Annotated in this window: 16 protein-coding genes; all 16 read right to left on the reverse strand. The window is 44.3% G+C overall.

The genetic code is table 11. The features are described 5' to 3' along the window. Positions 1-38 precede the first annotated feature (38 nt). Positions 39-353: an NADH-quinone oxidoreductase subunit NuoK gene (gene nuoK, locus ACE198_RS02390; protein WP_026568243.1), complete on the reverse strand. Its 315-nt coding sequence runs from the start codon at positions 351-353 to the stop codon at positions 39-41. Beyond that, positions 350-868 carry an NADH-quinone oxidoreductase subunit J gene (locus ACE198_RS02395; RefSeq protein ID WP_098571512.1) on the reverse strand — a complete coding sequence of 173 codons (519 nt, stop codon included), beginning with the start codon at positions 866-868 and terminating at the stop codon, positions 350-352. Before ACE198_RS02395 ends, nuoK begins: the two co-directional genes overlap by 4 nt. Further along, on the reverse strand, positions 865-1,284 hold the full coding sequence (gene nuoI, locus ACE198_RS02400; protein ID WP_251459517.1) for an NADH-quinone oxidoreductase subunit NuoI: 420 nt from the start codon (positions 1,282-1,284) through the stop codon (positions 865-867). Before nuoI ends, ACE198_RS02395 begins: the two co-directional genes overlap by 4 nt. 115 nt (positions 1,285-1,399) lie before the next feature. Next, complete coding sequence (gene nuoH / locus ACE198_RS02405; protein WP_251459519.1) at positions 1,400-2,404, reverse strand: NADH-quinone oxidoreductase subunit NuoH; 1,005 nt, start codon at positions 2,402-2,404, stop codon at positions 1,400-1,402. Beyond that, on the reverse strand, positions 2,404-3,504 hold the full coding sequence (locus ACE198_RS02410) for an NADH-quinone oxidoreductase subunit D (protein WP_375374600.1): 1,101 nt from the start codon (positions 3,502-3,504) through the stop codon (positions 2,404-2,406). Before ACE198_RS02410 ends, nuoH begins: the two co-directional genes overlap by 1 nt. A 3-nt stretch (positions 3,505-3,507) precedes the next feature. Continuing rightward, positions 3,508-4,830, reverse strand: coding sequence for an NADH-quinone oxidoreductase subunit C (locus tag ACE198_RS02415; protein WP_375374601.1), 1,323 nt, complete (start codon positions 4,828-4,830; stop codon positions 3,508-3,510). A 3-nt stretch (positions 4,831-4,833) separates the two neighbouring features. Beyond that, positions 4,834-5,346 carry a NuoB/complex I 20 kDa subunit family protein gene (locus ACE198_RS02420; protein ID WP_088090195.1) on the reverse strand — a complete coding sequence of 171 codons (513 nt, stop codon included), beginning with the start codon at positions 5,344-5,346 and terminating at the stop codon, positions 4,834-4,836. Next, a complete protein-coding gene (locus ACE198_RS02425) occupies positions 5,337-5,711 on the reverse strand; it encodes an NADH-quinone oxidoreductase subunit A (RefSeq protein ID WP_098571517.1) in 375 nt (124 codons plus the stop codon). The genes ACE198_RS02420 and ACE198_RS02425 overlap by 10 nt, the downstream gene beginning before the upstream one ends. 612 nt (positions 5,712-6,323) lie before the next feature. Further along, the gene (locus tag ACE198_RS02430) at positions 6,324-6,728 is read right to left on the reverse strand and encodes a F0F1 ATP synthase subunit epsilon (RefSeq protein ID WP_375374602.1); all 405 of its coding nucleotides are present in this window, start codon (positions 6,726-6,728) and stop codon (positions 6,324-6,326) included. A 21-nt stretch (positions 6,729-6,749) separates the two neighbouring features. Continuing rightward, positions 6,750-8,171 carry a F0F1 ATP synthase subunit beta gene (gene atpD / locus ACE198_RS02435; protein WP_098571519.1) on the reverse strand — a complete coding sequence of 474 codons (1,422 nt, stop codon included), beginning with the start codon at positions 8,169-8,171 and terminating at the stop codon, positions 6,750-6,752. 198 nt (positions 8,172-8,369) lie between these two features. Further along, positions 8,370-9,227 carry an ATP synthase F1 subunit gamma gene (atpG, locus tag ACE198_RS02440; protein WP_098571520.1) on the reverse strand — a complete coding sequence of 286 codons (858 nt, stop codon included), beginning with the start codon at positions 9,225-9,227 and terminating at the stop codon, positions 8,370-8,372. 101 nt (positions 9,228-9,328) lie between these two features. Next, positions 9,329-10,840, reverse strand: a complete 1,512-nt coding sequence (atpA, locus tag ACE198_RS02445; RefSeq protein WP_251459528.1) for a F0F1 ATP synthase subunit alpha — start codon at positions 10,838-10,840, stop codon at positions 9,329-9,331. Positions 10,841-11,047: 207 nt separating this feature from the next. Continuing rightward, positions 11,048-11,584, reverse strand: coding sequence for a F0F1 ATP synthase subunit delta (locus ACE198_RS02450; protein WP_098571522.1), 537 nt, complete (start codon positions 11,582-11,584; stop codon positions 11,048-11,050). Beyond that, entirely contained in the window at positions 11,581-12,111 is a 531-nt protein-coding gene (locus ACE198_RS02455) for a F0F1 ATP synthase subunit B (protein WP_098571523.1), read from the reverse strand. The genes ACE198_RS02450 and ACE198_RS02455 overlap by 4 nt, the downstream gene beginning before the upstream one ends. Positions 12,112-12,210: 99 nt before the next feature. Further along, positions 12,211-12,435 carry a F0F1 ATP synthase subunit C gene (gene atpE / locus ACE198_RS02460; protein WP_026568218.1) on the reverse strand — a complete coding sequence of 75 codons (225 nt, stop codon included), beginning with the start codon at positions 12,433-12,435 and terminating at the stop codon, positions 12,211-12,213. Between the two features lie 75 nt (positions 12,436-12,510). Continuing rightward, on the reverse strand, positions 12,511-13,224 hold the full coding sequence (gene atpB, locus ACE198_RS02465) for a F0F1 ATP synthase subunit A (protein ID WP_098571524.1): 714 nt from the start codon (positions 13,222-13,224) through the stop codon (positions 12,511-12,513). Positions 13,225-13,236: the final 12 nt, after the last annotated feature.

Raw genomic sequence — 13,236 nt, forward strand, 5'->3', positions numbered from 1 at the left:
TCACCATTCGAATTTTGTTGAAAGACAATTTCTTGTGTCTAGTTTTTCATTGTGTCCATTTCATCGATGTTGACGGTTTTTCTAGCGCGGTAGAGCGAGATTAAGATCGCTAGACCAACGGCTGCTTCAGCCGCTGCCACGCTGATGGCGAACAGAGCGAAGATTTGGCCCGTGATCGACGGTGCCATTCCATATTTGCTGAAGGTGACGAGATTAATATTCACGGCATTCAGCATTAATTCAATCGAGATCAGGACGATTACGGTATTTCTTTTTGTCAGTGCACCGTATAAACCGATGCAAAACAAAATGAGTGCTAGTGCCAGGAAGGCTGAAGCGGGAACGGAACTCATTTATCATCCGCCTCCTTCTTCTCGTTTTTCGCTAAGATAATCGAACCAACTAGGGCGACTAATAGTAAAACAGACGTTAACTCAAATGGAATGATGTATTTTGAGTAAAGTGCTTTACCAATTTGCATCGTGTTATTTTCATGCAATGTGGTCGGAACCTGTTCGATATTGAAATCGTAAATCCCAAGATAAACAGCAAACGCAAAGCCTACAATCCCTAAGAAAACAAGGATTTTTCTCCATTTGCCTGTTTTCGGTTCATGCTCATCATTATGCTTCGTTAACATGATTCCAAATAGCATAATGATTGTAATGGCACCGGAATAGATTAAGATTTGCACTGCGGCCACAAATTCAGCGGACAGGACTACGTAAATACCAGCGATTGCTACAAAGGTGAAGATCAGTGAAACGACCATATGCACAACCTTGGTAAGGTTTAAAAGCAGCACACCGCCGATAATGGCAACAAGTGCGAGCCCCATAAATGCAAGGAATTCCCCCGAAATGGTCATGGTTTATTCACCTGCCGTATGTTTTCATCGTTTTCATCTAACCATTCTAGGTTTTTAAATAACATGTCACGGCTGTATTCAGCGAGCTCGAAGTTATTGGTCATGATGATTGCTTCTGTCGGGCATACCTCCGTACAAAGGTCACAAAGGATGCAAATTTCAAAGTTGATATCATAGGTATCAATGATTTTCCCTTTTTTCGCAGGGTCCGGATGCTTTTTACCCGTTAAATTAATACAATCCGTCGGGCAGATATTCATGCACTGATTACACACAATACACTTCTCCGGATAAAACTTTTGAATCCCGCGGAACCGGTCTGGCAGTGGAATCGGCTTATTTGGATAATCATAAGTAACCTTTTCGCGCGTCAAGTTCTTAAGGGTATATTTCAAGCCTTTTGCTAATCCAAGCACGTTTTTCACCCCTTTTACATTTTAAAGATTGTTATTGGTGTCAGGCACCATTTATGGTGTTGCCACCATTTCTACTGTCTACACCTTGCTTGGTGTCAGGCACCAGTAAAGCCCATTAAAAGAATAGTGACTTAATTAATGCAGTTAAGAATATATTCGCTAGTGCGATTGGCAGGAGGACTTTCCAGCCGAATTCCATGAGTTTGTCGGCGCGGAAACGCGGTAAGGTGGCCCGCAGCCAAATATATACAAAGACAACGACGCTGAATTTAACCGCGAACCAGACTGCACCTGGGATAAAGTCCAAGAAACTGAATGGCGCCAGCCAGCCGCCGAGGAAGACGACGGTAATCAAGGCAGACATTGCGAATAAATACACATATTCTGCGAGCATAAAGAAGGCCCAGCGGAATCCAGTATACTCGACGTGGTATCCCGCAACTAGTTCGTTTTCCGACTCCGGCAAGTCAAATGGTGTCCGGTTTAATTCGGCAATCGAAGCAATAAAAAAGATGATAAAGCCAATTGGCTGTAAAAGAATGAACCAGCCATGCTTTTGTGCTTCGACCATATCATTTAGATTTAAGCTTCCTGTTAACAGGATAACACCCAATACAGACATAACTAACGGGATTTCGTAGGAAATCATCTGGGCAGATGCACGCATGCCCCCTAAAAGGGCGTACTTGTTATTCGAGGCCCAGCCGCCAAGCAGCATGCCGAAGGTGGTTAATCCGCTCACTGCGATATAGTAAAGTAATCCAACGCCGATATCAGCGAACTGAAAGGCATCCGTGAACGGCATCGTGGCCAGCACCATAAACGAAGGTGCGAAGGCAATGACCGGCGCAATGATAAATAATGGTTTATCAGCTGCTTTCGGAATGATGTCCTCTTTTAGTAACAGCTTAAGAACGTCAGCAACGGTTTGTAAGAGTCCCCATTTACCGCCGACCTGGTTTGGACCATGACGCAGCTGCATGTAACCCAAGACTTTCCGCTCTGCTAAAATTCCGTAGGTAACGAATCCTAATACAATTAAAAGCAAGACAGCGCCGAGTAAAAAGAAAATTCCAAAGTTAGCCCAACCCGGACTTGACTGGAGCAATTCTTCTATCATTAGCCGTCAACCTCCCCAAGGACAATATCCACTGCCCCTAAAATAGCGATCATGTTTGCAATATTTTCACCCTTTAATAGTTTCGGGAGAATTTGCAGGTTATAGAAGGACGGTCTTCTAAACTTTAAGCGGTACGGCTCTTTTTTACCGTCGCTATAAATATAGCAGCCAATCTCTCCGCGCGGTGACTCAATTCGGACAAAGGCCTCTCCCTTAGGTGCCTTTATGATTTTCGGCACTTTCGCTAAAATTGGTCCTTCGGCTGGGAATTGTTCCACGGCCTGTTCAAGGATATTCAAGGATTGTTCAATCTCAGCCAGGCGCAAATGGTAGCGGGCCAAGCAATCGCCTTCTTCTGAAGTTGGCACATCAAATTCAAAACGATTATAGACAGAATATGGTTCATCTTTACGGAGATCCCATTTCACTCCGGTACTGCGAAGATTCGGACCGCTCAATGAATACTGGAGCGCCTCTTCCTTCGTGTACCTGCCAATGCCTTTTACCCGGTCAAGGAAGATTTCATTTCCGGAAACCAGTTCGTGATAGCCTTTCAGCTGGCCGCGCAGGTAAGGAACAAAGCTGCCTACTTTTTCAATCCAGCCTTCAGGTGCATCCCACTTCACACCGCCAACGCGCATATAGTTGAAGGTCAAACGTGCCCCTGATAATTCATTCAGCATATTGATAATCATTTCACGGTCACGGAAGGCATAAATGAACGGGCTGGTTGCACCAAGGTCGAGGATATAAGTTCCCCAGGCAACAAGGTGGCTGGCAATCCGGTTCAATTCCATCGCAATCACGCGCAAGAAATCAGCTCGCTCAGGCACTTCAATCCCCATCATCGTTTCGACGGCATGACAGATGACATAGTTATTGGTCATGGAGGACAAATAGTCCATCCGGTCTGTATATGGAATAATCTGCGTATATTGCAGATCTTCAGCTAATTTTTCTGTCCCACGGTGTAAGTAACCGATGACAGGCGTTGCTTCGGTAATAATTTCCCCATCAATTTTAACGACGAGACGGAACACTCCGTGTGTACTTGGATGCTGAGGACCGACGTTTAATATCATTTCTTCTGTTCTGATCATTGGTTACACCTCCACGTCGTACGGCTCGTAATCTTTGCGCAGTGGATGGCCAACCCAATCTTCGCCAAGCAGGATACGACGTAAGTCCGGATGTCCTGGAAACTTAATTCCAAGTAAATCATAGGCTTCGCACTCAGGCCATTCTGCCCCTGCCCAAAGCGGCTGCAAGGACTCGATTGTTGGTTCGCTGCGGTCAATCTTCACTTTAAAAGCAACCGATTGACGATTTTTGTATGAGTATAAGTGAACATATACTTCCATATGTGTCACAAAGTCTGTCCCATGAAGTTCTGATAAATAATCAAACCCTAACTGCTCATTGTACTTTAAAAATTGAGCTACTTTGAAATAGGTATCAGGCTTCACCACAAGGGTGGGAACATCCTTAGAAAGTTTATTAATATAAGAATCTTCTAAAACATCTGCACCTAGGTGCTCAGTTATGACCCTCACATACTTGTCTAGGTATGGCTGGTTTGGTGATGGCTGCTCTGCAGCTGCTGGTGCTGCCGTGTCATCCGCTTTTCCTGCACCTGTTGCTTTTGCCTTGGCTGCTGCCGCTGCTTTCGCCTTCGCTTTGGCGGCTGCGATCGCTTTTGCTTTCTCGTCATCGCCACCCGCTGCGTCTGCTCCAGCTCCGCCAGCTTTAGCTTTGGCCGCCGCCGCTGCCTTTGCCTTGGCTGCCGCTGCTGCTTTCGCCTTGGCCGCTGCTGCCGCTTTCGCCTTGGCATCGTCACCAGCTGGAGCATCGGTTTCTTCGGCTGGAGCTCCACCCGCAAGTTCCATCGCTTTTTTCTTTGCCGCCGCCGCGGCCTTCGCTTTCGCTACCGCTGCTGCTTTTTTCTTCGCAAGATCGTCGCCATCTTCTGCTGCTGGTTCCGCTGGCGCCGCTTCTTCGGCTGGAGCTTCTCCACCGGCAAGCTCCATCGCTTTACGCTTCGCTGCGGCCGCAGCCTTCGCTTTCGCCACCGCTGCCGCCTTTTTCTTCGCGAGGTCATCGCTATCGTCCGCTGCTGGTTCTGATGGTTCTGCTGGCGTGGTATCTTCCGCTGGAGCTGAAGTGCCGCCTTGCTCCATCGCCTTCCGTTTCGCTGCGGCCGCCGCCTTCGCCTTCGCAACAGCCTCGGCCTTTTTCTTCGCGAGATCATCTGCGTCATTTGCTGGAGCTGGAGCTTCAGCTTCAACTGGTTCGGCCGGCTTTTCTTCTTGCTTTGGAGCGGGTGCCGCTTCCCCAGCAGCCTTTGCTGCTCGTTTCGCTGCCGCCGCTGCCTTTGCCTTCGCAACCGCTTCCTTCTTTAACTGTTCCAGATCTTTTTCCCCACTCATTGGTTAGATCACCTTCTTCCCAGTCTTCGCTTCATAGCGAATCTTTTCCTTTAATTTATTGATTCCATAAATTAAAGCGGCTGGGTTTGGAGGGCATCCAGGTATGTATACATCGACAGGAACGATTTGATCGACTCCCTTAACGACTGAATAAGATTTTACATACGGCCCACCTGCTGTTGCACAAGAACCCATCGCAATGACCCATTTCGGCTCGGGCATTTGGTCATATAATCGCCGCAAAATTGGCGCCATCTTCTTTGTCACGGTGCCCGACACAATCATACAATCCGACTGACGCGGCGACGTCCGGAAAAATGAACCTGAACGGTCCAAATCATAGTTTGCTCCACCCACACCCATCATTTCAATCGCACAACAAGCCAGACCAAATGTCACTGGGTAGATCGAACTGCTCCGGGCCCAAGCTTTAATTTGCTCTAGCGTAGTCATAAATACATTTCGCTGTAACTCTGCCATTTCTTGTTGTGAAATGCCATCTAGTTTTAATTCCATCGTAGCACCTTCTTTTTCCAGGCATACACAAGGCCAATTAATAACATAATAACAAAAATTAACATCTCGATTAGCGCAAAAATCCCTAATCTATCATAGGCCACCGCCCAAGGATATAAAAACACAGTTTCTACATCAAAAATAACAAACATTAGGGCAAAAATATAATAGCGGACATTGAACTGTACACGGGAATCGTGAAATGGATCAATACCACTCTCATATGTGGTATACTTCGCCTCACTCGGTTTATGAGGACGCAGAAGCTTACCTAAATATAACGCCACCACAGGCAGCAGCACCCCAAGACACAGAAATGCAAAAACAATCAGATAATTATTCTGATATACATTTAGAAGTTCCATGTCTATCCCCTCCAATGTTGTAAATTTTCATACTAGTAAATATTGTAACCGAATTCATTATAGCATTGTTACAAACCCATGTCGACAAGCCGCCTTCATAAAAATTGGGATTCTATCCGCCGCGAAATTCCCGGTTGAAAGGCTCTTGAGTGGCCGCTGTCAAAAGAGACCTTCAAGCGGGAATTTTGCAAGTGCAGTTTGAGCAGAAGATGTCGTGCCAACTAGAAGTCCCCAGTCAAACACCTAATAAATTCGACAACAACCTCTATTTAACAACAAAATGTGAACAATGTCAGTGAGATTTGTCATAAAGCGTATATCTCATCTCTCTTTTTCAAATTTCCCTTTTATTCTTCTAAAAAAGCAATTTTTCTAAAACAAGTAACATGTCCCTCTACCATCATATTCACAAGCTTCCATTTCATGCAAATATTCCAATATCGAGCAGTAGTCCAGCTGAACAAAACGGTCAATGGACTATTCAAATTTCCGGGAAATACCTTATAAAATCCCTATTTTTAGAAAGATTCCCCAGAATAAAGTACAACCACAAAAAACCCCTCCAGCAACAATTTCGGAAAAATTGCCGCCAAAGGGGTTTTAACTATACTATTATCTTCTTTCCGATACGGCGAGGCGATTGATGGCACGCTGTAAAGCAAGCTCCGCACGTCTGAAATCGGTATGCTCAGCTTGATGATCTCTCATACGCTGTTCTGCACGTTCCTTCGCTCTTACGGCACGTTCCACATCAATTTCAGAAGCAAGTTCCGCTGATTGAGCTAAAATCGTCACTTGATCAGGACGGACTTCTAAAAATCCACCACTGACCGCAACATAATCCGTGTGACCGCCTTTTTTAAGACGAACAGACGTAATCTCCAGCGGGGCAACTAAAGGCATGTGACCAGGAGAAATCCCTAGGTCACCACTTGTTGCCTTGGTACTAACCATTTCTACATCTGATTCATACACCGGGCCATCGGGAGTAACAATACTGACTTTAATCGTCTTCATTTTTTACCCTCCAGGCTCAGTTTAGACCTCAACGCCCATGCGTTTTGCATTCTCAAGCACATCTTCGATACGTCCAACCAAACGGAACGCATCTTCTGGAAGGTGGTCATACTTACCTTCAAGAATCTCTTTGAAACCACGAACTGTTTCTTTAACAGGTACATAAGAACCTGGTTGGCCAGTAAACTGCTCAGCAACGTGGAAGTTTTGAGATAAGAATACTTGGATACGACGCGCACGTTGTACCGTTAACTTATCATCATCACTAAGTTCATCCATACCAAGGATCGCGATGATATCTTGTAACTCTTTATAACGTTGTAATGTTGATTGAACTTGGCGAGCTACATTGTAGTGCTCTTCGCCAACAATATCAGGTGACAATGCACGAGATGTTGAAGCCAAAGGATCCACCGCTGGGTAAATACCCATCTCAGAAAGCTTACGCTCAAGGTTTGTTGTTGCATCTAAGTGAGCGAATGTTGTAGCCGGAGCCGGATCCGTATAGTCATCGGCTGGTACATAAATCGCTTGGATTGATGTAACTGATCCCAAGTTTGTAGATGTGATACGTTCTTGTAATTTACCCATCTCAGTTGCAAGAGTTGGCTGGTAACCTACCGCTGATGGCATACGGCCAAGTAGCGCGGAAACCTCAGAACCTGCTTGCGTGAAACGGAAGATGTTATCCATGAAGAACAACACGTCTTGTCCTTGCTCATCACGGAAATACTCAGACATGGTCAAACCAGTTAAAGCAACACGCATACGTGCGCCTGGCGGCTCGTTCATTTGTCCGAATACCATCGCTGTTTTTTTGATAACGCCAGAATCCGTCATTTCGTGGTAAAGATCATTACCTTCACGTGTACGCTCACCAACACCAGCGAATACGGAAATACCACCGTGCTCTTGTGCGATGTTGTTGATTAATTCCTGGATTAATACCGTTTTACCTACACCGGCACCACCGAATAGACCGATCTTACCACCCTTAATATAAGGAGCAAGTAAGTCTACTACTTTAATACCAGTTTCAAGAATTTCTACCTGAGTAGAAAGGTTTTCAAATGTTGGTGCTTCGCGGTGAATGGAATCACGGCGCTCGTTTGCTGGAATTGCAGGATCAAGGTCAATTGTTTCTCCTAATACGTTAAATACACGACCAAGAGTCACATCACCAACTGGTACCGAAATTGGTGCACCAGTATCTTCAACTTCTATTCCACGAGTTAAACCGTCAGTTGTTGACATCGCAATTGTACGAACTGTATCATCACCTAAATGAAGAGCTACTTCAAGGGTAATGTTGATATCAACTTCGGAAGCATTACTCGCTTTACTTGAAATTCTCAACGCATTATAAATCGCAGGCAGATGACCGCTTTCGAACTTAACGTCAACTACCGGACCCATAATCTGAAGAACGCGTCCTTTGCTCATCGTTTTCCCTCCTAACTTACTCTTACGCGAAAACCACCCCTAAGCATTTTTGAAAAATGACCTCAGTGTGGCCCGCGCGCATTGTTCTAAACTGAACAAAATGAGTCGGGAACGGTATGATCGTTCCCTGCTCAAAGTCTAAATGGTTAAACTGGTGTCAGGCACCAGATTAGAATTATTTTAAAGAAACTACATGTCCTATTCTAAAGCTGCCGCACCGCCGACGATTTCTGTGATTTCTTGTGTAATCGATGCTTGACGGGCACGGTTGAAGACTAGTGTGTAGTGATTGATTAGTTCTTTTGCGTTATCTGTTGCATTTCTCATTGCTGTCATCCGAGCAGCGTGCTCACTCGCTTTGCTGTCTAGGAGAGCGCCAAAAATTAAGCTCTCAGCATATTGAGGCAGGAGAACTTCTAATATTTCTTCTGCAGATGGCTCGAATGTATAGGAAATCGTCTTTTGAGTAGTCGTTAAATCCGTAAGTGGAAGAAGCTTCTTCTCAAGGACTTCCTGTGAAATCGCACTTAGATAATGACTGTAATAAATATATAGTTCATCGAATGTGCCATCGGCAAACATTCCAACGGTTGCACGGGTAATGTCTTGAATGTCAGCAAAGTTTGGCTGGGCCGGGATCCCGATTGTCTCAAGGACCACATTCATGCCGCGCTTGACAAAAAAGTCACGAGCTACACGTCCGATTGCAATAATCGCGAATTCATCATTCGATTTATGACGTTCTTTAATTGTTTGACTCACACGACGGAGCACGTTGCTGTTAAATGCACCAGCAAGTCCTGAGTCAGAAGTCATTACAACATAACCGGTTTTCTTAACAGGTCGACTTGTCAGCATGGGATGATTTACTCCGCCTGAGCCAAGCGCGATTGACGCCGTTACCTCTTGGATTTTTTCCATATAAGGAACAAATTGCTTTGCATTCACGACGGCACGATTCCACTTCGCAGCAGAGGTCATTTCCATTGCTTTCGTAATTTGACTCGTCTTTTTCGTTGAATTAATACGAGTTTTTATCTCACGTAATGAAGCCATAGGTTCTCACCACCCTTTTTCAAAGAATGTCTGGAAAGCGCGCGGCATCATGTGAAATCTTCACACAGTGCCGCTCACCTCACCGTACTAAATGTCAGACCCTATTGTTCGGAAACTGCAAACGTCTTTTTGAAGGCGTTGATTGCAGAAGCCATATCGTCATCAGAAGGAAGATCCTTCGTTTTTGTAATATGGTCTAACAACTCTTTGCGGTTGTGGTCTAACCAATTAAGGAATTCTGATTCAAAGCGACGTACATCCTCTAATGGAATATCATCAAGGAAGCCGCGTGTTAATGCGTAAAGGATTGCAACTTGCTTTTCAACTGAAAGCGGCTTGTGCAGGTCTTGTTTAAGAACTTCAACCGTACGCGCCCCACGATTCAATTTCGCTTGCGTTGCTTTATCTAAGTCTGATCCAAACTGAGCAAATGCTTCTAATTCACGGTATGATGCAAGGTCAAGACGTAGGGTACCAGATACCTTTTTCATCGCCTTGATTTGTGCAGATCCACCTACACGTGATACGGATAGACCAGCGTTGATCGCCGGACGTACACCGGAGAAGAATAAGTCAGATTGTAAGAAAATTTGTCCATCAGTGATTGAAATAACGTTTGTTGGGATATACGCTGAAACGTCACCCGCTTGAGTTTCAATGAACGGAAGCGCAGTGATTGAACCAGCACCAAGTGTATCGTTAATTTTCGCTGCACGCTCAAGTAAACGGCTGTGCAAGTAGAATACATCCCCTGGATATGCTTCACGACCTGGAGGACGACGAAGCAGCAAGGAAAGCTCACGGTATGCAGCTGCTTGTTTAGAAAGATCATCATATACGATCAATACGTGTTTGCCAGCATACATAAACTCTTCTGCCATTGAAACTCCTGTATATGGAGCTAAATAAAGCAATGGAGCAGGTTGTGATGCAGATGCAGTAACAACGATTGAGTATTCTAATGCGCCGTATTTACGTAGTGTTTCAACGGCGTTACGAACTGTAGATTCTTTCTGACCGATCGCAACATAGATACAGATCATGTTTTGACCTTTTTGGTTCAAGATTGTATCGATAGCAACAGATGTTTTACCTGTTTGACGGTCACCGATTACTAATTCACGTTGACCACGTCCGATTGGCACAAGGGCGTCAATCGCTTTGATACCTGTTTGTAATGGCTCATGAACGGATTTACGAGCCATAACGCCTGGAGCCACCGCTTCCACTGGGCGTGTTTTTGTCGTGTTGATTGGACCCATACCATCAACTGGTTGTCCAAGGGAGTTAACCACGCGACCAATAAGTTCCTCACCAACCGGAACCTCCATGATGCGTCCTGTACGGCGAACCTCGTCACCTTCTTTGATTTCAGTGAAAGGTCCAAGAATGATAATACCGACGTTATTAGCTTCTAGGTTTTGTGCCATACCCATAACGCCATTTGAAAATTCAACAAGTTCTCCAGCCATGACATTGTCTAGGCCATGAACACGTGCGATACCGTCACCGATTGAGATAACTGTACCAACATCCGTTACTTGAATTTCCGCCTGATAGTTTTCAATTTGCTTTTTTATCAGGGAACTAATTTCTTCAGCTTTGATGCTCATGAGTTTCACCCCTAATCTACATTTACATAAAATGTCGCAACATGCGACTTCGATAATTGTCCAGCTTCAGCTCCCAGCGACTAGTGTACTTCGTGTTCCTCCCTGCGATAAGTCAACATCGAATCGCTAACGCTCTTCGTGTTTCCTTTATCTCAGTCGGACCACTCCAGTCCATACGTCGCTAAACGGTCGCTTCCGCTTTTCGTTCTAACTTAACAATTTACGTTCTAAACGATCGAGTTTACCTCTTAATGACCCGTCATATATACGATTTCCAATGCGGAGGCGGATGCCGCCAAGCAGGTTGGAATCTACGATATTTTCGATTTTTAGTGACTTTTTGCCAATTTTAGCAGCAAATACAGATGAAATCGCTTCGCGTTCTGCATCCGTTAACGCACGTGTGCTGTAAACTTCAGCTTCGGCAATGCCCATTTCTTCATTTGCCAGCTCTAAAAATTCATTCGCCAAATCAATGATTTGGTCTTCACGGTGGCGGTCGATTAAGATCAACAGTGTATTGAGTACATTTACATTAACTGATGCGAAAGCAGTCTTAATAATTTCTTTTTTCTTTTCAAGTGAAAGCTTAGAAGAATTTAAGATGGCTTTTAATTCAGGATTGTATTGTACAACTTCCTTCACTACACGAAGTTCTTCTTCAATAACTCCGAGCGAATTCGTCTCTTTTGCAATATTTAGAAGAGCCAACGCATAGCGCTTAGCTACCATAGAGTTGCTCATCGCTCTTCTCCTGCCTCTTTAATATATTCGCTAATCAGTTGGTCTTGGTCTGCTGCTGTGATTTGTTTTTCAATTACTTTAGAAGCAATCAATACAGACAGGGACGCAACTTGCTCACGAATCGCGGCAACTGCTTTTTCTTTTTGCTGCTCAATTTCAAGCTTCGCTGATTCTTTCATACGATCAGCTTCCGTGCGGGCTGCTGCGATAATCTCTTCACGCTGGATATCGCCTTGCTTCTTCGCACCTTCAATTAGGTTTTGAGCATCATTACGAGCTTCTTTTAAAAGATCGCGCTGCTCTTGTAAAATCTTTTGTGCTTCTAAACGGCTGTTTTCCGCCGCACTAATTTCGTTACCAATATGCTCTTCACGCTGTTTCATGATGCCCATTAATGGACCCCAAGCAAACTTTTTGAGCAAGGCTAACAAAACAATAAAAACGATGAGCTGGAAGAAGATATCTCCAGTATTAATGTGGCCGCCGCCTTCCGCAGCAGTCGCTAATACAAAACTGTTTGTTAACACCCTCGGTTCACTCCTTTCAAGAGTTGCTTAACGATAGAAAAAACGCATAAATGAATGGCGAAGATTTGTTGATCATCGCCAATGTGAATTTGCCTAAAATTATTTATTTAATACCATGAACGCGATAACTACCCCAATAATCGGTAATGCTTCAACTAACGCAACCCCGATAAACATTGTTGTTTGTAGTAAACCACGATGTTCTGGTTGACGAGCGATACCTTCTACTGTACGTCCTACGATAAGACCGTTACCAATACCTGCTCCTACTGCTGCTAAACCGATTGCGATTGCTGCTGCTAAAACACCAATTGATCCTGTCATTACTTTTTTTCCTCCTTAAATGTATGAAACATAAATTATTTTTTTATAGTGTTCATAAAAATGAACGGTGTATTATTAATGGTCGTGACTCACTTTATGAGCCAAGTAAACCATTGTTAACATTGTGAAAATATAAGCTTGGATCGTACCAACGAAAATAGAGAACCCTTGCCATACCATTGTCAGCGGAATCGCTGCGATCGTACCGGCAATACCTTGATGGGCTAATCCTGCTGCTAATAGTGATAAAAGCAACTCACCAGCGTAAATGTTACCATATAGACGCAGACCAAGAGTCAGCGTATTGGCAAATTCCTCAATAATTTTCAAAGGGAATAAGAATTTCATCGGAGCGAAGAACCCTTCTCCATAACCCTTTGCACCTTTTAACTTGACGCCATAATAGTGGGATAGTCCCAATACCATAACGGCCAATGTCAAAGTAATGATTGGGTCGGCTGTTGGTGATTTCCACCAAAGCTTATCATCAACCACGATTGAAAATGGAAGGCCTAACATATTGGATACAAAAATATACATAATTAATGTAATTCCAAGGATGTGAAATCTTCCGCCTTCTTTCCAGTCCATCGTGCTGTTAATGATCCCTTTTACAAAGTCCATTACCCATTCAAAGAAGTTTTGCATCCCTGTGGGTTTCATTGCTAACTTTCGTGTAGAAAGGACAGCTATTAAGAAAACGATTAAACTAGCAATCGTAATCATCAGCATATTTGCGCCATTAAACCAAAGACCCATAAATTCAAATTCTGGAGCCTCATGATGCATGTAAACTCACCT

The sequence above is a fragment of the Neobacillus sp. KR4-4 genome (genome assembly GCF_042136325.1).
Lineage (GTDB): Bacteria > Bacillota > Bacilli > Bacillales > Cytobacillaceae > Neobacillus.